We start from the raw sequence: 18314 nt of genomic DNA on the forward strand, positions 1-18314 counted from the left end.
AAAGCGTAGCAGTAGATCGGCGGTGTATTGTGTAAAGATTCCAGATCATTCCAGTACTGGATTGTTATTGTTTAATTTTCAATTTTTACTGTATACAGCGAAATTTAAAAAAATGTGATGCACGCCCGGACTGGCACTTTTAAGACTCGTGCCAGGGCGGTCTTCATATCAGGTTTTATCGGGGTCTTCGTAGCGTTTTTTAGCATCCATCGCTTCCTGAGCCGAAGGATGCTCACTGATCAACGAATTCGGTTTAGGGTGATCGGCACGAAGTTGATACCAGGTTACCGTCTGGCCTGGCGTCCCTTTTTCAACCGTAACAATGGTCGCTTGACGTGGGTAAGGTGGTTGTGTCGGCATAGTTCTTCCTTTTCACTGGATGAACATTAAGTATAGACACCGCCCTGCAACCGTGGCGCTGCCTGCGCCAGTATCCCAAGAATGTCTTCCACCACTTGCGCAGGCGCATTGGTGGCATCAACGATATAGTGCGCGGCTTCGCGATACAAAACATCTCGCTGGGCGAGCACTTCCTGCACTTCTTCAGTCAACGGCTTTCCGGTTAAGGTCGGTCGTAATCCTTCTTCAGGCGTGGCCTCCAGACGCTCAACCAGTACCGATACCGGTGCGCTTAAATAGATAACCACGCCGTGGCTGCGCATGTAGTGGCGGTTAAATTCGGTAAGAATGATACCGCCGCCAGTCGCAACAACCGTTGCTGGTGCTGTGACAGCCTGCAGAGCGGTCGTTTCCTGGGCACGAAACCCTTCCCATCCTTCTCTTTCGACGATTTCCGCCACGGTCATTTGCACGTGCGATTGCAACCAGCGATCGGTATCAACGAACTGGAAATCAATAGCCTTTGCCAGCGCCATACCGGTTGTCGTCTTACCACACCCCCGGGGGCCAACAAGAAAAAGAGGTTGCGTCATCACAGAATTTCCCCAGAGAGCCGCCAACAAGCGGGATCTGATGCGGTTAAAAATATAATCATATCATCAAACTAGTACGCCGCCAAAATCGTAAAGAAAAAATTACATAAAGAATGGCGAGATGAGTTAATCCCTACTATAACAAGAATTCACAACGAATAAAGTGTAAATAATAAATTACACATACTATTTTCTACGCTGAACTTCCAGCCACCATTTATCAAGTTCAGCCGCAAAATGCTGTCTGTCACGGGACGAAAGGCTGTCCGGCCCCCCGGTCTGAATACCGCTAGCGCGTAGCGTATCCATAAAATCACGCATCATCAGACGCTCGCGGATCGTGGCTTCGGTATAACGTTCGCCACGCGGGTTAAGCGCCGCCGCACCTTTTTCAATCACTTCAGCCGCCAGCGGAATATCGGCCGTTATCACTAAATCACCAGCGCTGCACTGACGCACAATCTCGTTATCAGCCACGTCAAAGCCCGCAGGCACACGTAATGTGCTGATGAAACGCGAAGGCGGGACGCGCAGGCTTTGGTTGGCCACCAAAACAAGCGGCATTTGCATGCGCTCAGAAGCGCGGTACAAAATGTCTTTAATCACATTCGGACACGCATCGGCATCCACCCATATTGTCATAACTTCTCCCCACTGTTGTGCTGCCGCACATTGTCGCGTGCTTTTACTTTCAGGCAAAGTGCTGTTTCTCCTTCTGAACATATTCATTCCGCGCTAAGCTTAGCTTTCCCAGATTTACCCCAAATAATTCAAGTTGCTTGAAGTAATTAGGGTATAAAACAATGAATATCATCCATAGGGAGTGACAAGATGGACAAGAAAATTGGTTTTATCGGCTGCGGTAATATGGGCAAAGCCATTCTTGGCGGCATGATCGCCAGCGGTCAGGTTCTCCCCGGACAAATCTGGGTCTATACCCCTTCCCCCGATAAGGTCGCCGCGCTACACGACCAGTACGGCATTAATGCGGCGCAGTCTGCACAAGAAGTCGCGCAGATCGCTGATATTGTTTTTGGGGCCGTAAAGCCAGGCATTATGATTAAGGTGCTGAGCGAAATTACCTCCAGCCTGAACAAAGACTCCCTGGTCGTCTCAATTGCCGCAGGCGTCACCCTCGATCAGCTTGCCCGCGCGCTGGGTCACGACCGTAAAATCATTCGCGCGATGCCAAACACGCCGTCGCTGGTGAACGCCGGAATGACCTCCGTCACGCCAAACGCCTTAGTCACGCCGGAAGATACGGCTGACGTACTGAATATCTTCCGCTGCTTTGGCGAAGCTGAAGTCATTGCGGAGGCAATGATTCATCCGGTCGTTGGTGTCAGCGGTTCAGCACCGGCCTATGTATTTATGTTTATCGAAGCAATGGCAGATGCCGCCGTTCAGGGGGGGATGCCCCGCGCGCAGGCTTATAAATTTGCGGCACAAGCGGTAATGGGTTCGGCGAAGATGGTGCTGGAAACGGGTAAACATCCTGGCGAATTAAAGGATATGGTGTGCTCACCAGGTGGAACCACCATTGAGGCGGTACGCGTCCTGGAAGACCGCGGTTTCCGTTCATCAGTAATTGAAGCGATGATTAAGTGCATGGAGCAATCGGAAAAACTCAGCCGCTCCTGAGTTAACACCGCCGGACGTCATGCCGCCGCTTCAGTGCGGTTACGTCCGGAATTCTTTGCTTTATAGAGCGCCATATCTGCTGATTTTAACCATTCTCTATAGTGTTCAGTTTCAGATGTCAGCGGCGCAACGCCCACGCTAATGCGCAGGTCAACCTGCGGCGCGCAAGATAAACGCAGTTGGGTAAGCCGTTCGTGAACACGAGACATCGCTGCAATCGCGCTGCTCGCCGACGTGCCACACATGATTACCGCAAACTCATCACCGCCAAAACGCCCAATCACATCGCTACCGCGTAAGGTCATCTGTAACTGGCGGGTCAGTGCAACAATGGCCTGATCCCCTACATCATGGCCCCAGGTATCATTGATACTCTTAAAATGGTCGATATCGATGATAAGGAGCGTGGCATCACGCTGATGGCGGCGGCAATTATCAAACTCATTACGCAGCAACAGCTCCCAATGACGTCGGTTATACACACCGGTCATCCCATCTCGCGTACTCATAACCTGTAAGCGACGTTTATGTTCTGCCAGCCGGATGAGCGTCTTATAACTCACCCAGGCAAACAGCAACGGGTAAACCACTAACACTGGCAGTGACAGCAGCACGCTCAGCTGCGTACTGCTAAAAGCCACGGGGATATCCGTTAACTGTAACGTCACCAGGCAGGAAACCACCATCAACACGGCGCCTGCGATGAAGACTCGCATACCTCCTGCGCCCATCAGGTTGATACAGATAATCATCAACAGCGCCGTGGATGGCAGCAAGTTTATCCCCATAATCCCCATCCACATCCCGGCGAGGATGGCATCGGCTTTTAAGTTGGTATATTCGCTATGCAGTGGATCGACAGCTTTACTTGCCAGTTGCCATGCCAGATGTGGCCAGACAAATGCCCATCCCACCAGCAAAAGCCACCAGCCTCCGGTTATTGGCTGAGAAACTAATACCGACGCGATAGGGAAAAACATACCCCCCAGTCCCACCGCTCGCGGCAGCCTGATTCGTCGGGCAAATCGCAGACCGGAACGTTGGTGGTCATTTTGATGAAGCAATATAAATGCTTCATTTGAGACGACCTTCTTTTGATAAAAATTTTCATCATTCATCGTATTTGGGAATATTCTGAAACAAATTTCCCAAATTATAGGAAGGGGTCTGGCGGCGGAAGTATGATATTTCGGGTGAGCGATTTTATCTGCTCACCCGGAAGTGCTAAGCAGATTTTTTCAGGCAAGCACTCATAAACTTATTACGATCATCGCCTTTCAGAGACTGCTCCGTCGCCTTGACGTTGCATTCACGCATTTTCTGCTGCTGCGGCGTCAGACTCTTTTCCTCAGGCCCAGATTTACTGTTTTTCAGGCAATCACTCATATACGTCTTACGCGCATCCCCTTTTAAGGTCTGCGCCGTTGCCTGCTGATTGCAGGTGGTCATACGTTGTTGTTGCGGGGTTAATGTCTTCTCGGCAGCACCGACGGTAGTTAAAAAAATAAGACCAAAAAGCAACGTCATTAATAATGTAATTTTCATAGCTCCATCCTTTTCTGAACGACGACACACAGGTAAGTTTGGCTGCTAACGATAAAAATACCACCCGACGGCAAAAGTATTGCCGCCGGGCGTCGGGTTATTTCAGTCCTAACGCCGCTTTCATGGTGTAGAACAGGTCGGTTTGATCGGTCAGGCCAACCACATTCGCCGCATGAGGGCCATAGGCTGCAATACGTAGTTGGCTGCCGGTGTGCTCCTGGGACTCTTCTTCAGAGTTGCCATAGCTAATGACCATCACCGCGCCATCTTTGGTGTTCAGCGCTTGCGTTAAACCGGGAGCTTTAGTATCCGGTGCGACTATCTGGCTGGCATGCGCGTGATCAGCGGTTACCACGACCAGGGTGTTGCCATCTTTCTTCGCAAAAGCAAGCGCACGCTGCACCGCTTCATCCAGATCGACAGTTTCACCAATTTGTCCACACGGGTTAGCGGCGTGATCTTGTTTGTCGATTGACGCGCCTTCCACTTGCAGGAAGAAGCCTTTCTCATTTTTGCTTAACAGCTCAATCGCTTTATCCGTCATCTGTGCCAGAGTCGGCACGCTGTCGTTACGTTTTGGATTTGGCGTGCAGGTCACTACCGGCTTATCCAGATTTCCGTGATAAGACGCTTTCGGGCCTTCCCAACGCACTGGCATATTACCGTCAGAGAACAGACCCAACAGCGGTTTATCCTGATTCGCTTCGGTAATCGCCGCCAGCGTCGCGGTATCACTCACCATCTGGTAACCACGGGCCTGTGCTTGTTCACGCAGCGTTTTACCCTGCCACTCACCTGCCGTAGCGGTTTCAGTAAAAGTCTTTGCCCCGCCACCTAACGTAACATCCGCACGGGCATTCAATAATTGTTCGGTAATCGACCCTTTACCGCCTTTTTCCAGCGCGTTCGTAGGGCATTTTTCAGCCGTCACGCTCGGGCCATAGCATTTACGCGAAGTGACATGGGCAACCAGCGCGGCCGGCGTGGCATCCTGCAATTCAGCCGTGGAAACGTTGCCTGTCGCCAGACCCGCCGCTTTGGCCATTTCCAGAATAGTAGCGTGATCTTTCTCATGAATATCAACGCCCAGAGCACCATTGTAAGTTTTAACACCGGTCGTCCACGCCGTCGCCGATGCTGCAGAATCTGTCACATAATCGGGCTTGCCGGTTTTCTTATCCAACGCATAATGTGTGTATTGTCCGGTCAACGGTAAAGCATCAATACCTTTAAAAAAGCCGCCCGCGCCTTCAGCATAATTTCGCGCTGCCGTTATTTCGGAATCACCCATCCCATCGCCAATCAGTAAAATAATATTTTTGGCCGGTTTGTCGTTCAGGGATTCGCGCAGAGCCGCGGTTTGGTCGGCAGACAATCGGCGAGCGCCACCCGGCGTGGAGATATCACCTTGAGCGGCACGATTATCCAAAACCGCTACAGTAGATGTTTCTGCATTAATAACCGGGGTAAACAGCAAAGGTAACAGGGCAATAGCGAGTGCGCTTTGTTTCACTTTATATTCTCCATGTATAAATACGGTAAAATTAAAACAAAGCGACTATAAGTATTTGATGTGACACTTTTATGATAATTTGTGGGTGCCCCGCCACAGATGGTTCAAAACGCTTTTGGTACGATCTCGCAAGCGTTATGTATGTTCGTCAGAAACGCGGGCATGCGGTTTGCATCAGCCAGCGCCCCCTCAATTTGACGAATAAATATTTGCCGATCGTTCCACGTCATATTGCGCAGCATTTCGATGATTACCCGCTCTAACGTTTCGACCTGTACCGCCAGATCTTGCGACTCTTCTTCTTTTTGCGCGAGTTTAAGTAACAACTCAGTGACGAGGTTTTTCATTTGCCTATTCCCTTAACAAAATATGGGTCACGTTATCATTAAGGCTCACGACTGCCTAGAGGATGAAAGTTGTATTTTTATAAGTAATAAAACGATTTGCGAAAACAATCACAACACAAAATAAGGCTAAATGCGTCTTGACGCAGAATGATTCAATATAAAAAGGTAAGAAAATTAATAATCACACAAATATATAATACACAATTATGGATTAACAACGCTGACAGGCAGCGTTGTTAATCAGAAACTCAACGCCCCCCGCGCCGACGTCGCAACGCAATAGCTAATTGCCAGATATTGATAAGCACAATGCTTGCTGTAGCAATGAACACCCAACGGAACCCCGCCATTGCCGAAACCGTCGCCCCCATTAATGGCCCGGCGACGTTGCCGAGATACATAAATGACTGGTTATAACCAAAGATGCGCCCGGTTATCTGGTCGCTGGAGTATTTCACTAACAGCGTCTGCACCGCCGGCAACATCGCACCGTCGGCAAAGCCAAGCAGAAAACGGAGAACTCCCAACTGCAACGGCGTGGTGACCCACGACATAGCGAAAAACAGCACCACCGCGAAGATTAACGTCGCCATTAAAATCCGCTCAGTACCAATACGGTCGCCTAATTTACCAAGTCGAGGCGCGGAAATCAGAGCAGAAATGCCCGGTACAGAGGCTATCAGCCCGCTGAGAAAGGCAATATTCGAACTATCTGGGACCATTGATTTAATAAACAGCGCCAGAATTGGCCCAATTGAACCGTTACACAGTTGAATCACCATGGTGGTAAAAAACAGGCTGATCACCAGCGCCGGATGTGAAAGCGAGGCAAATACGGCCTTCCCACTCAGACGTTCGCTTTTTTTAATCGTAGGACGAACGCCCTCTTTGATCAAAAACAGTGTGACCAGAAAACTCACCACCAGCAAAGCGGCGGTAATACAGAATACCGCCCGTAAGCCAACGTGATCGGCAATAAAGCCCCCCATTAACGGTCCACCAATGACACCGCTAATTTGCGCCGTCGACAGCGTACTCAGCGCCCAGCCGCTGCGTTCACGCGGAACCTGTGACGCGACCAGCGCCATCGCATTAGGAATATAACCGGAGGTTAACCCCATCACCCCGCGCAGCAGAAAAAGCTGCCAGACGTTAGTAGCAAATGCCTGTAGCAAAATCGCAATGGCCATACCCAGTGAGGCCCGCAGCAGCATTAGCTTGCGTCCTTTGCGGTCGGCTAAACTGCCCCACATTGGAGAGACAATAGCTGAAATCAGGAAGGTGACGCTGAACGTTAATCCGGACCACATTGAGAGCGCTTCATGTGAGGTCACGCCCAGTTGGGAGATATAGAGTGGTAAAAAAGGCAAGATTTGGCTAATCGCCAGTCCGGTAAAAAAGCACCCGAACCAAACGGAAATAAGGTTAACTCTCCAGGATTCCATAAGGACTCATAACGATAAGTAGCTGAAAACTGCGAGCAGCTTAACAAATTACTTAGCTGAATAAGGGTCCACAGGTGCGATAAATCACAGTTTAGTATTTTATCTTCCCGCTCATCATATTTGTGATACGGCTCACATCAAACCCATAATATAAGCAGGGGATTATGCTTCGCGTGCGGGCCGCTTGTTTGTTGTGTTCTATTCCCCTGTCGTCAGCCAAAACAATCTGCCAGAAGCCGAGGAAACCTGCGTTTTGTCGTGGTAATGTATGTGCTTTGCATTCATGGAATGGGTTTTTAAGATGGCAAAGTTGCGGGTAGGAATCGTATTTGGTGGTAAATCAGCGGAACATGAAGTGTCATTGCAATCGGCAAAAAATATTGTCGATGCCATCGACAAGACTCGCTTTGACGTTGTGCTGTTAGGTATTGATAAACAAGGGCAATGGCACGTCAGCGATGCCAGTAATTATCTGCTCAATTCAGACGACCCGGCGCATATTGCATTGCGACCTTCTGAGACCAGCCTGGCGCAGGTACCGGGTAAACAAGCGCACCAGTTGATCGATGCACAAAACGGTCAACCGCTGCCGACGGTCGATGTTATTTTCCCGATCGTACATGGCACTCTGGGTGAAGATGGCTCTCTGCAGGGCATGCTGCGCGTGGCAAACCTACCGTTCGTAGGTTCTGATGTGCTGGGTTCTGCGGCCTGTATGGATAAAGACGTGACCAAACGTCTGCTGCGTGATGCCGGATTAAACATCGCGCCATTTATTACGCTCACTCGCGCCAATCGCAACAGCATCAGCTTTAGCGAAGTGGAATCCCGCCTGGGTCTGCCGTTGTTTGTAAAACCGGCCAACCAGGGATCGTCCGTTGGCGTCAGCAAAGTAACCAGCGAAGCCCAATACGATCAGGCCGTCGCGCTGGCATTTGAATTCGATCATAAAGTCGTGGTGGAGCAAGGGATCAAAGGCCGCGAGATCGAATGTGCTGTACTGGGCAACGATCATCCGCAGGCCAGTACTTGTGGAGAGATTGTGCTGAACAGCGATTTTTACGCTTACGACACTAAATACATTGACGATAACGGTGCCACAGTTGTCGTTCCGGCAGCAATTGCACCAGAGATTAACGACAAGATCCGCGAAATCGCCATTCAGGCCTACCAGACACTGGGCTGTGCCGGCATGGCGCGCGTGGACGTTTTCTTAACTGCTGAAAACGACGTTGTGATCAATGAGATCAACACGCTGCCAGGCTTTACCAATATCAGTATGTATCCGAAGCTGTGGCAGGCGAGCGGTTTAGGCTATACCGATTTGATCACTCGCCTAATCGAACTGGCGCTGGAACGCCATGCTGCGGATAGCGCGCTGAAAACCAGTATGTAAACCCGCCAGGATGCCTGATATAGCTATTGGGCATCCTTTACTTCATCATCTTCAACGCGGCGACGGATGATTAATCCGGCCAGCCAAAAGCTAATCACCCAGGTCACCAGCCCTACCGCATAGGTTTGCCACCCCTGCGCTTCAAAACCGAGTAAGCCCACCACGCCGTTGAGAATAAAGATAAGCCCAATAGCGAAGGCATAATAGTGCCAGTCTCGGCGGATTTTAACAGGCAGGTTCATAACGGCTCCGGTGGATATACAACATGAAAACGCATCCTCGCACATTTCCTCATACACGTCTGTGGCGTGTGCGGAATTTCTGAAATGTAAATTAATTTCACTTAAGGTTGCGTAATTGTGATGCTAAGCAAAAAACCGAAATCCAGGAATAATCTCTACCTGAAATTACCATCATTCTGATATTGACATTGCCGATCACCTGTCAGACTCACTTTCAGTTACAGGCATTACGTCAAAAAAAGCAGGTTATTTCCGGAGGTCTTTATGGCTGATTTTACGCTCTCAAAATCCCTGTTTAAGGGCAAGCATCGGGATCCCTCCTCCCTGCCCGGCAACATTGCGTATGCCGTATTTGTGCTGTTTTGCTTCTGGGCAGGCGCGCAGATTTTAAATCTGTTGGCCCACGCTCCCGGCATCTATGAGCAGTTGATGCAGTTACAAATGCAAGAGACAGGGCGCCCACGAGTTGAAATCGGCCTGGGCGTCGGAACCCTTTTTGGACTGGTCCCTTTTCTCGCCGGAAGCCTGATTCTTGGCGCCATCGCGGCATTCGCGCGCTGGCGCCGCCGTCATCATAACGATGACTGACCCATACATTTCGCCCGACGATCGTCCACGCGTTTAGCAAACCACGCGGTAGTCAGATTACGTGTGATCTTCGGGCTTTCCAGTTGAATGCCTGGCAGCATTTCACGGGGAAGCGTTTTCCCGGCCTTCGCTTCCGCCAGCTTATAAACCTTCTCGTACAGCGCGGTCTCTTCAAAGGCCAGGCTGTCGCCTTTTTGCAGCTGACGGCGGATCTCACTCTCGCTCATGTCCAGCTTCCCGGCCAGTTTACGTACCGCCAGCTCCGTTTTGCCCGGCTCGCTGCTGCCATAGAGAATTAAATCACCGTCCATCGCCAGCTTCACGCCGCTGGCTTTACTGACCGCATTCTGGAAAGCTGCATTGCGGCTGGCATACCACCCGGCATTGAAATCGGCGAAGCGGAAAATTGGCGCACTGTAATTCGCCGGGTAGTTAAGCAGATGATACGTACCGAACCACAGCCCACCGCGGCGGCTAAATACTTCCTGGCGCACGGTTCCCGCCATTTTCCACGGGTAGCCGCTGGCATGCTGCTCAGCAAAGGCGATGCTAACCTGCATCGGCCCACCGGTATGCACCGGATTAAGCGAACCAAATAACGTCTGCCCCATCGGTACCATGTTGATAAAATCATCAAAGATCGCGCTAAGCTGTTTTTCGGTTTTCACCGTATCCAGGCGCTCGCTGTAGCTTTTCCCCGTTGGCGAGTTAATCTTCAGCGCGGTATGCACCACAAATAGCGGGATGTGCATACGCTCGGCACGACGATCGATCTCTTTCCAGGCGATTTTACTTAAGTTCGGCACGGCTGGATCCGCCTGGTAATTTGACTCCTGTTGCGCGACCGCCAGCACCGAACAGATATTTTCAGCCGTCGGCGCCAGCTTCTGGCTTTCAAAAGTCTTTGCCAAATCCTGCGCCCATGCGTCCCGGTCTTTCACGCTGGCGGGCATTTTCTGGCGCACCACGCTCGCCACATCGACGGCTTTCTCCCCCTTTTTTAGCGGCTGCGCGGGTTGGCTACTACATCCCACCAGCACCAGTGCTGCCAGACCAGACAAGGGGTAAAGACGGGAAACCGTCGACATAACATCTCCTTATTATTAACTCAGCGTATGGGTAACTTCCTGAATATCCTGACCATCAAGCTCTCGTTCAAAGCTGCGCAGACGCTTATAAATAGACATCAGTTCCACTAACGTTGTCCAGGAGTTAATCAGATACTGGAACGAGCCGCGCACCTGGCCAAACACGTTGGTGATTTGCGTCATCAGGCCGAGCGTAATCGTACCGGCAACAATCGACGGAAACAGCAGGAACAAGCCGAAAACGTTATCAACCTGCAGGTAAAGAATACGGGCGATATTGAAGTACATATAGTGAAAATAGAGACGGAAGTAATTTTGGCGTACCGCATGAAACAGTTCACGCACCGTCGGTGGCGTCGCACGGTTGCCATCATCTTCGCCATAGACCAGTTCTTTACGATAGGCCGCTTCCACGCGCTGGTTTTTAAACTCCAGCCCAGGAAGTTTTATCCCGACCACGGCCAGCAAACCGGTTCCCATCAGCGACCAGACAATCGCGGCAATCACCAGGCCATAAGGCACATGTCCAACAATCGGCAGGTCAGGAACATGGGCAGAGAGCGTAACCAGTACAGGCAGGAAGGCAATCAGCGTCATAATCGCGTTGATAAAACTGACGCCCATATCTTCCAGCGTAGAAGCAAAACGCATGGTGTCTTCCTGCACACGCTGCGCTGCGCCTTCGATGTGACGCAAATGCTGCCAGTGCGCCATATAGTGTTCGTTCATCGCGGTACGCCAGCGGAACACGTAGTGGCTGACGAAGAAGTTGTTCATCACGCCAATGACCACGGCTATCAGAGCAATGCCGAGAAAAATGCCAACTTCATGATAGAACTGCTCAATCTTCACCTTGTGTGGTGCGCTGAGCGCAGTTTGAATTAGGTCATAAAATGGCGCGTACCAGGCGTTGACAGCGACGCCGACTTCAACCAGAAACCAGGTCACAAAAATAATCAGCGATGTGCCCAGAATAGACCAGTACTGCCAGCGGTGTGGGCTGTAGAGAAACCAGAACAGCGCGAACACCCCGACACAAAGAATGTAGTACGCATAAAAAATCAGATAATCCAACGACCAGAAACGCGCTGCGCTAATAGGTACGTCTCCCGACGCGCCGGTAATATGTGCAACCCAGGCTCCCCCACCTGCTTGCCAGAATACAACGGCGACAAGTGCCCAAATAAATGCCGAAATAAAGAACGGCCCCGGCTTTGGGAAAAAAGACTTAAACATAGTGCTCTCCTGCTAACTTCTTATCGTTATGACGACTGCTGTGCATTTGCCACCGTGGAGTGCGGAGGCCAGACGGCTTACGCCCAAAAACACAAGCTGAAACCGACAATTGTGACCAAAACCGAGGCACTTAGTTCGCACCTCGGTTATGAAGAATTGTTTCTGTGGTTTTCACACTCGACAACGTTTCAGTATGTGCAGATTATCACAGCGTGAGATCACAAAAGCGAACATCCGCAATCCAGGAAACTCCTACGTTTACTCATCGTTACGTTTTTCCCACTATCATTGGTTGATAAGCGCTTTGCAATACGCCGATGAGTAGTATAAATACGCATACGCACGACATCCTTTTTCACTTTCTCTAACTCATGGACACCACCGTTGAAACGTAGTCTGCTTTTTTCTGCCGCGCTGTGTGCGGCGTCATTGACATCAGTCCAGGCGGCACAGCCTATAACCGATCCGGTTTTCGCCTCCGATATCGTCGATCGTTATGCCGACCATATATTTTACGGCAGTGGTGCTACGGGGATGGCGCTCGTGGTGATTGATGGTAATCAGCGCGTATTTCGCAGCTTTGGCGAAACGCGTCCCGGTAACAATGTCCATCCACAGCTTGATTCCGTGATTCGAATTGCCTCAATCACTAAATTAATGACCAGCGAAATGCTGGTGAAATTGCTCGATCAGGGCACGGTCAAACTCAACGATCCATTGAGTAAATATGCACCTCCAGGTGCACGCGTGCCGACTTATCAGGGCACGCCGATTACGCTGGTGAATTTGGCGACGCATACCAGCGCGCTGCCGCGCGAGCAGCCTGGCGGCGCGGCAAAGCGCCCGGTGTTTGTCTGGCCAACCCGCGAGCAGCGCTGGAGCTATCTCTCTACTGCCACGTTGAAAGCCGCACCGGGTTCACAGGCATCTTATTCCAACCTGGCGTTTGACCTGCTGGCCGATGCGCTGGGAGCGGCCTCTGGTAAGCCTTATCCGCAGCTGTTTGAAGAAAAAATCACCCGTCCGCTGGGGATGAAAGACACCACCTTTACCCCGTCCCCCGATCAATGCCGACGCCTGATGGTCGCGGAAAAAGGCGCCAGCCCCTGTAACAATACGCTGGCGGCAATGGGCAGCGGCGGTGTCTATTCTACGCCCGGCGATATGATGCGCTGGATGCAGCAGTATCTCTCTTCTGACTTTTATCATCGTAGCCAGCAGGCCGACCGGATGCAGACGCTGATTTATCAGCGTACGCAGTTAACTAAAGTGGTGGGAATGGATGTTCCAGGCAGAGCCGATGCGCTTGGTTTGGGCTGGGTCTACATGGCGCCGAAGAATGGCCGACCGGGAATTATTCAAAAAACCGGCGGCGGTGGTGGTTTCATCACCTATATGGCGATGATCCCACAACAAAACGTCGGGGCGTTTATCGTGGTGACCCGTTCTCCGCTAACCCGTTTTACCAATATGAGTGACGGTATCAACGATCTGGTTGCAGAGTTGAGCGGGAACAAACCGCAGGTTATTCCCGCATCCTGAGTTAATACTCAAAAGGCAAACGGTTAATGCTCACCAGTTTGCCTTTATTCATTTCAATGTAACCACCTTTACGCAAAGCCGCGAGAACCTCAGCGACAACCGAGCGGGAAATTCGCGTGCGTTGGTGAATATAGTTCATGACGCCGATACGCGAACGCAGTACGTCGTCCCATTTCATCATGGATATCAGCGTCGCGCGAATCTGATCGTAGGAGTTATTGCCGATCAACTGCAGATCGCGCAATTCAAGCATGGAATTTTGCCATGCCAACCAAAAAAAAGCTTCACGCCAAAGCTGGCACTCTTCAATTATATTAATTGTTTGTGAGGCAGGTAAATGGTATCCCGTACAATCGCTTTCCGTGATTAATCTGTATTGTATATCTGTTTTCATCACGCCATCTGAAAGCCCCATAATAAACGGTGCCTGTGCAATACCAACCAGCACATTCTCCCCTCGCCTCAGGGAAATTACACCATTTAAAATGATAAAGGTATCGTCACTGTTTATATCACTGGAATAAATTATTTCTTTATCGTTATCACACTCAAAGTGTTTGCCATATTTCGACAAACATTTATCAAGCTTACCAAATTCCACAAGCGGTTTATTTGCAGACAACATCTGGGCATTCCTTGCAATAAATGCCCGTCAAATCCGTGACGGGCATTTTTCTGAGTTAGATTATCTTTTCTTTAACAACGAGAGATGTCTTACCAGGTATATTTAACGCCAACATTTGCAGACCAGTCTTGATCTACATCACCACCACCGAGGTAGTTAGCATCGGTGTAGGCGCTGAAGTTTTTGGTAAAGCTGAACTGAGTACCCAGTCCAACACGTACCGCAGAACCTTCTACACCGTTGTCGATAGAATCGCCATTTACGTCAGAATCGTTGTTAGAGTCGTCGTAAACGTAGGCCAGTTTGAAGTACGGAGTCAGCGCCTGATCTTCGCTATAGGCGAAGGTATAACCTGCATCTACACCGAGTTCATAGCGCATGCTGTCATAAGACTGACCGTCAACTTTCATGTCGTTGCTCAGCTTATAATCATCACCAGACTGGAACAGACCTGATACGCTGCCGTATGGCGTTACGTAGCCTGCGTCACCCAGCTTCAGGTCATAACCCAGTTTCAAGCCAAAGCCCCAGGCATCAGAAGAGGTGCTGCCATCAACATACTGACCGTTGCTCATGTTGGCAGACAGATCGTTGTTAAAGTGGGAGTAGCTTAAGTTACCGTCAACAAAGATGTTGTTGTCAAAGCGAGCAGAAGAGTAGATGTAGGCAGTCTGGCTATCCTGATCCACCTGACCGGTACGGTCGCTCATATCACCTTTCGCGAAGCCTGCTGCAGCACCGACAATCCACTTAGCGTTGTTACCATCAATTTTGGAATCAACACCAACCATGATGCCGTTAACATCCTGATCGTAGTTAATGGTGCCGTTATCTGCATCGAAGCTACCACCGAAGTAGCTTACCCATGCACCACCGTTATCAACCAGACCATGACGTGCGTTAGTCAGACGAGTACCAACGGTATCTTGTTCCAGGTTCCAGATATTGGTGTTAGCAGACGGGATGCTCAGCGCCATGTTCGCGTAGTCTGTCAGTTCCATCTGCTGCAGAACAACGGTGTTACCCTGCTGCTGAGCCTGATAGGTGTAAGCACCGAGGTCAGCTTTGTTGGCTGCAGAGAAGGTCGCGTTGCTGTTCGTGTCGTTAACGTAGATCAGCTCGTTACCTTTGTAATCCGCAACAGAACCAGCGCCAGTCGCGTTATCGATGCGAACTTTATAGTTACCGGTTGCTGCCGCGACATGGTCACCGTAGTTATCAACTTCAGACTGATCGCCTGAGGTGTCGGAATCGCCGTTACCGTTGATAGTCAGATGACCATCAGAGTTCATCGCGATCACGCCATAACCGTAGTTAGCCTGGGTGGTATCGTTGGTACGATCGTTGGTCAGGTCAGCATTCAGTACATAGTTAGTGCTGTTGATGTCGAAAACACCCGCATTAACATGGTTGTAAGCGTCGGTGTAGCTGGTCAGATTCAGCGTATCAACCTGCAGTGCATCGCCTGTGCTGTTGCCCACATCCAGAACACCGTTGTTGGTAACGTTGATGGTGTTGGCATACAGCGCAGCACTACCTACACCCCAGCCAGCAGCAACATCATCAGCAATTGTGACGGTACTGTTATCAATAGACAGGGTATCGGTCGCAACATGACCATCTTCGTTGATGTTCAGTGCAGAACCACCGGTCAGGCCAATAGTGTCGGAGATCAGGGTAGAATCACCCACGTTGACGACGGAACCACTGTTGATGCTCAGGGTGTCGATCAGAGACGTTTTGGTGGTATCCCACTGTGAAGCGCCGTTCAGCGTGACGTTGAACAGACCGCTCTGGTAAACAGAGTTGCCAACCACATGACCATTTTCGTCATAAGAGGTTGTGTCGCTATCGATACCGTAGGTTGAAGAAGGCCACAGGCTGTTGGCAGCGATGTCGATCAGCGTTGCAGTGGCTTCAGTACCTGCAGCATAGTTATCGTAAACGCCGTCACCATCAACATCAACCTGATGTACGGACATGGCCGCGCCAACCCACTTACTGCCGTTGTTCAGAGTCAGATCCAGACGGTCAGTACCATCCCATCCGTTGGTATCCAGATCGGCATCAGTATCACGGTAAGTATCTGCGCCGTTCGGGAAGAAGTTCTCATCGAAGTTGCTGGAGAACAGCACGTCACCCATCAGCGTGGAATTATTAAACGTGGCGCTGGTCTGCATCGCGTTATCAGCATCCGGATTGGCAATAACCGCTAATGCGATATCATTAGCGTTCCAGCCGTTACCGTTGTAGTCGCTCGCATTGCTGGTGTTACCAAACCAACCGCTGGTGCCTTCGTCAGTCCATGAACCAGAAGTCAGGGTAGAATCGCTGACAGCGATGGTGTTGTTAAACACTTCACTGCTGTTTACGCCGGTACTAACGGTGTTATCGTCAATGTCCTGCCACTCGTAACCCTGAGTCAGGGTAATGCCAGCGACGTGAGAGTTGGCGGAGATAGACAGATCAACTTCTTGATCCAGCGTGATAGCCGTCCCCAGGTTATAAACGTCGACAACGTGCGTGTCAGCCGCGTCATTATACGTACCGTTGTAGGTATAATGTTCGTAGTTGTCATCAATCGTTGAGTTGATAACGTTCATCGCCAGGCGGTCGTAGTAGTAGTCGGTACCTGTACGGTTAGAACAATCCGTGGTCATACATTCGGATGTCACCATACCATGAATGGTACTGTTTTTAATCGTCAGGCTGTTGTTATTGGTGTTAGTAGACAGCCCATCATCCAGATAATAAGTAGAAATAACGCCGTTGACAGTAGCGTCATTGATTACCGGATAAATATCACCGTTATAAATACTATCGGTGTCGTAATTGTTCCACCCGACATATCCATCGTACTAGACGCCATCAGCATAAGATGCATCATTATAATGGGTAAACGTTGTGTAGGCGGTCCCAGAGATATCAGTAGAAGCATTCGCCTGAGAAGTGATTGCCAAAGTGCAGGCTAATGCTAAGGAAGGTGCGAACAAGTTCCTGATATGAGATCATCATATTCATCCGGAGCGCATCCCAGAGGGACATCATGAGCCATCAACTCACCTTCGCCGATAGTGAATTCAGCACTAAGCGCCGTCAGACCCGAAAAGAGATTTTCCTCTCCCGCATGGAGCAGATTCTGCCATGGCAGAATATGACCGCTGTCATCGAGCCGTTTTATCCCAAGGCGGGCAATGGCCGACGGCCCTATCCGCTGGAGACCATGCTGCGTATTCACTGCATGCAGCATTGGTACAACCTGAGCGACGGTGCCATGGAAGATGCCCTGTACGAAATCGCCTCCATGCGCCTGTTTGCCCGATTATCCCTGGATAGCGCCCTGCCGGATCGCACCACCATCATGAATTTCCGCCACCTGCTCGAGCAGCATCAACTGGCCCGTCAATTGTTCAAGACCATCAATCGCTGGCTGGCCGAAGCAGGCGTCATGATGACCCAAGGCACTTTGGTGGATGCCACCATCATTGAGGCACCCAGCTCTACCAAGAACAAAGAGCAGCAACGCGATCCGGAGATGCATCAGACCAAGAAAGGCAATCAGTGGCACTTTGGCATGAAGGCCCACATTGGTGTCGATGCCAAGAGTGGCCTGACCCACAGCCTAGTCACCACCGCGGCCAACGAGCATGACCTCAATCAGCTGGGTAATCTGCTTCATGGAGAGGAGCAATTTGTCTCAGCCGATGCCGGCTACCAAGGAGCGCCACAGCGCGAGGAGCTGGCCGAGGTGGATGTGGACTGGCTGATCGCCGAGCGTCCCGGCAAGGTAAAAACCTTGAAGCAGCATCCGCGCAAGAACAAAACGGCCATCAACATCGAATACATGAAAGCCAGCATCCGTGCCAGGGTGGAGCACCCGTTTCGCATCATCAAGCGGCAGTTCGGCTTCGTGAAAGCCAGATACAAGGGGCTGCTGAAAAACGATAACCAACTGGCGATGTTATTCACCCTGGCCAACCTGTTTCGGGTGGACCAAATGATACGTCAGTGGGAGAGATCTCAGTAAAAACCGGAAATAACGCCAGAAATGGTGGAAAAAATAGCCTAAATAGGCTGATTCGATGTGTTTGCGGGAAAAAAATCGGCCCAGATCCGCGAAATTTTAATCAGCGAGTCAGCTTGGGAAGAAATGACCTGCTTATTCGCACCTTCC

17 protein-coding genes and 1 pseudogene are annotated in these 18314 nt (G+C 50.5%); 5 read left to right on the top strand and 13 right to left on the bottom strand.

Annotated features, from left to right (window positions below; all coding sequences use genetic code 11):
- Nucleotides 1–168: 168 nt before the first annotated feature.
- The 3 genes from yaiA to OGV71_RS10590 all read right to left on the bottom strand — a co-directional run bounded on the left by yaiA (nucleotide 169) and on the right by OGV71_RS10590 (nucleotide 1574).
- The gene (yaiA, locus tag OGV71_RS10580) at nucleotides 169–360 is read right to left on the bottom strand and encodes a protein YaiA (RefSeq protein WP_003021472.1); all 192 of its coding nucleotides are present in this window, start codon (nucleotides 358–360) and stop codon (nucleotides 169–171) included.
- Between the two features lie 26 nt (nucleotides 361–386).
- Entirely contained in the window at nucleotides 387–932 is a 546-nt protein-coding gene (gene aroL, locus OGV71_RS10585; protein WP_204583989.1) for a shikimate kinase AroL, read from the bottom strand.
- Nucleotides 933–1118: 186 nt separating this feature from the next.
- On the bottom strand, nucleotides 1119–1574 hold the full coding sequence (locus OGV71_RS10590) for a YaiI/YqxD family protein (protein WP_003021467.1): 456 nt from the start codon (nucleotides 1572–1574) through the stop codon (nucleotides 1119–1121).
- Nucleotides 1575–1763: 189 nt separating this feature from the next.
- Here OGV71_RS10590 and proC point away from each other — a divergent pair, with 189 nt between their 5' ends.
- Nucleotides 1764–2573, top strand: coding sequence for a pyrroline-5-carboxylate reductase (gene proC / locus OGV71_RS10595; protein ID WP_032948672.1), 810 nt, complete (start codon nucleotides 1764–1766; stop codon nucleotides 2571–2573).
- A gap of 17 nt (nucleotides 2574–2590) precedes the next feature.
- Here the strand turns inward: proC and adrA are convergent, their stop codons facing one another.
- From adrA to OGV71_RS10620, 5 genes are all read right to left on the bottom strand, one after another.
- Entirely contained in the window at nucleotides 2591–3706 is a 1116-nt protein-coding gene (gene adrA / locus OGV71_RS10600) for a diguanylate cyclase AdrA (RefSeq protein ID WP_086538773.1), read from the bottom strand.
- Nucleotides 3707–3797: 91 nt separating this feature from the next.
- Nucleotides 3798–4118, bottom strand: coding sequence for a phosphate starvation-inducible protein PsiF (gene psiF, locus OGV71_RS10605; protein WP_003021454.1), 321 nt, complete (start codon nucleotides 4116–4118; stop codon nucleotides 3798–3800).
- Between the two features lie 97 nt (nucleotides 4119–4215).
- A complete protein-coding gene (phoA, locus tag OGV71_RS10610; protein ID WP_003021451.1) occupies nucleotides 4216–5631 on the bottom strand; it encodes an alkaline phosphatase in 1416 nt (471 codons plus the stop codon).
- Nucleotides 5632–5735: 104 nt separating this feature from the next.
- On the bottom strand, nucleotides 5736–5978 hold the full coding sequence (locus OGV71_RS10615) for a sigma-S stabilization anti-adapter protein IraP (RefSeq protein ID WP_204583991.1): 243 nt from the start codon (nucleotides 5976–5978) through the stop codon (nucleotides 5736–5738).
- A 248-nt stretch (nucleotides 5979–6226) separates the two neighbouring features.
- Nucleotides 6227–7423, bottom strand: coding sequence for a multidrug efflux MFS transporter (locus OGV71_RS10620; protein ID WP_003021445.1), 1197 nt, complete (start codon nucleotides 7421–7423; stop codon nucleotides 6227–6229).
- A gap of 301 nt (nucleotides 7424–7724) precedes the next feature.
- Between OGV71_RS10620 and ddlA the strand changes: the two genes are divergently transcribed.
- The gene (ddlA, locus tag OGV71_RS10625; protein ID WP_003847629.1) at nucleotides 7725–8819 is read left to right on the top strand and encodes a D-alanine--D-alanine ligase; all 1095 of its coding nucleotides are present in this window, start codon (nucleotides 7725–7727) and stop codon (nucleotides 8817–8819) included.
- A 23-nt stretch (nucleotides 8820–8842) separates the two neighbouring features.
- Here ddlA and OGV71_RS10630 read toward each other — a convergent pair whose 3' ends face one another.
- Nucleotides 8843–9061: a DUF2754 domain-containing protein gene (locus OGV71_RS10630; RefSeq protein WP_003021440.1), complete on the bottom strand. Its 219-nt coding sequence runs from the start codon at nucleotides 9059–9061 to the stop codon at nucleotides 8843–8845.
- A 264-nt stretch (nucleotides 9062–9325) separates the two neighbouring features.
- On the opposite strand from OGV71_RS10630, the gene OGV71_RS10635 reads away from it, so the two are divergent.
- Entirely contained in the window at nucleotides 9326–9649 is a 324-nt protein-coding gene (locus OGV71_RS10635; protein WP_003021437.1) for a DUF2755 family protein, read from the top strand.
- Here the strand turns inward: OGV71_RS10635 and OGV71_RS10640 are convergent.
- Entirely contained in the window at nucleotides 9634–10737 is a 1104-nt protein-coding gene (locus OGV71_RS10640; RefSeq protein ID WP_204583993.1) for a DUF1615 domain-containing protein, read from the bottom strand. The two genes, OGV71_RS10635 and OGV71_RS10640, sit on opposite strands and share 16 nt — an antisense overlap.
- A gap of 15 nt (nucleotides 10738–10752) precedes the next feature.
- Complete coding sequence (sbmA, locus tag OGV71_RS10645; RefSeq protein ID WP_003021430.1) at nucleotides 10753–11973, bottom strand: peptide antibiotic transporter SbmA; 1221 nt, start codon at nucleotides 11971–11973, stop codon at nucleotides 10753–10755.
- A gap of 384 nt (nucleotides 11974–12357) precedes the next feature.
- Here sbmA and ampH point away from each other — a divergent pair, with 384 nt between their 5' ends.
- Nucleotides 12358–13515 (top strand): D-alanyl-D-alanine-carboxypeptidase/endopeptidase AmpH, encoded by a 1158-nt coding sequence (gene ampH / locus OGV71_RS10650; protein WP_003021428.1) that lies wholly within the window; start codon nucleotides 12358–12360, stop codon nucleotides 13513–13515.
- A gap of 1 nt (nucleotide 13516) precedes the next feature.
- On the opposite strand, the gene iprA is transcribed toward ampH, so the two are convergent.
- Together iprA and ehaB are read right to left on the bottom strand one after the other, a co-directional pair.
- Complete coding sequence (gene iprA / locus OGV71_RS10655) at nucleotides 13517–14140, bottom strand: hydrogen peroxide resistance inhibitor IprA (protein ID WP_071696892.1); 624 nt, start codon at nucleotides 14138–14140, stop codon at nucleotides 13517–13519.
- A gap of 89 nt (nucleotides 14141–14229) precedes the next feature.
- Nucleotides 14230–17142 (bottom strand): annotated as a pseudogene (gene ehaB / locus OGV71_RS10660) (autotransporter adhesin EhaB).
- A gap of 44 nt (nucleotides 17143–17186) precedes the next feature.
- Here ehaB and OGV71_RS10665 point away from each other — a divergent pair.
- On the top strand, nucleotides 17187–18167 hold the full coding sequence (locus tag OGV71_RS10665) for an IS5-like element ISKpn26 family transposase (RefSeq protein WP_000019445.1): 981 nt from the start codon (nucleotides 17187–17189) through the stop codon (nucleotides 18165–18167).
- The last annotated feature ends 147 nt before the right edge of the window (nucleotides 18168–18314 follow it).

Origin of the sequence: Citrobacter sp. Cf088, assembly GCF_030334295.1 — a bacterium.
Classification (GTDB): domain Bacteria; phylum Pseudomonadota; class Gammaproteobacteria; order Enterobacterales; family Enterobacteriaceae; genus Citrobacter; species Citrobacter freundii.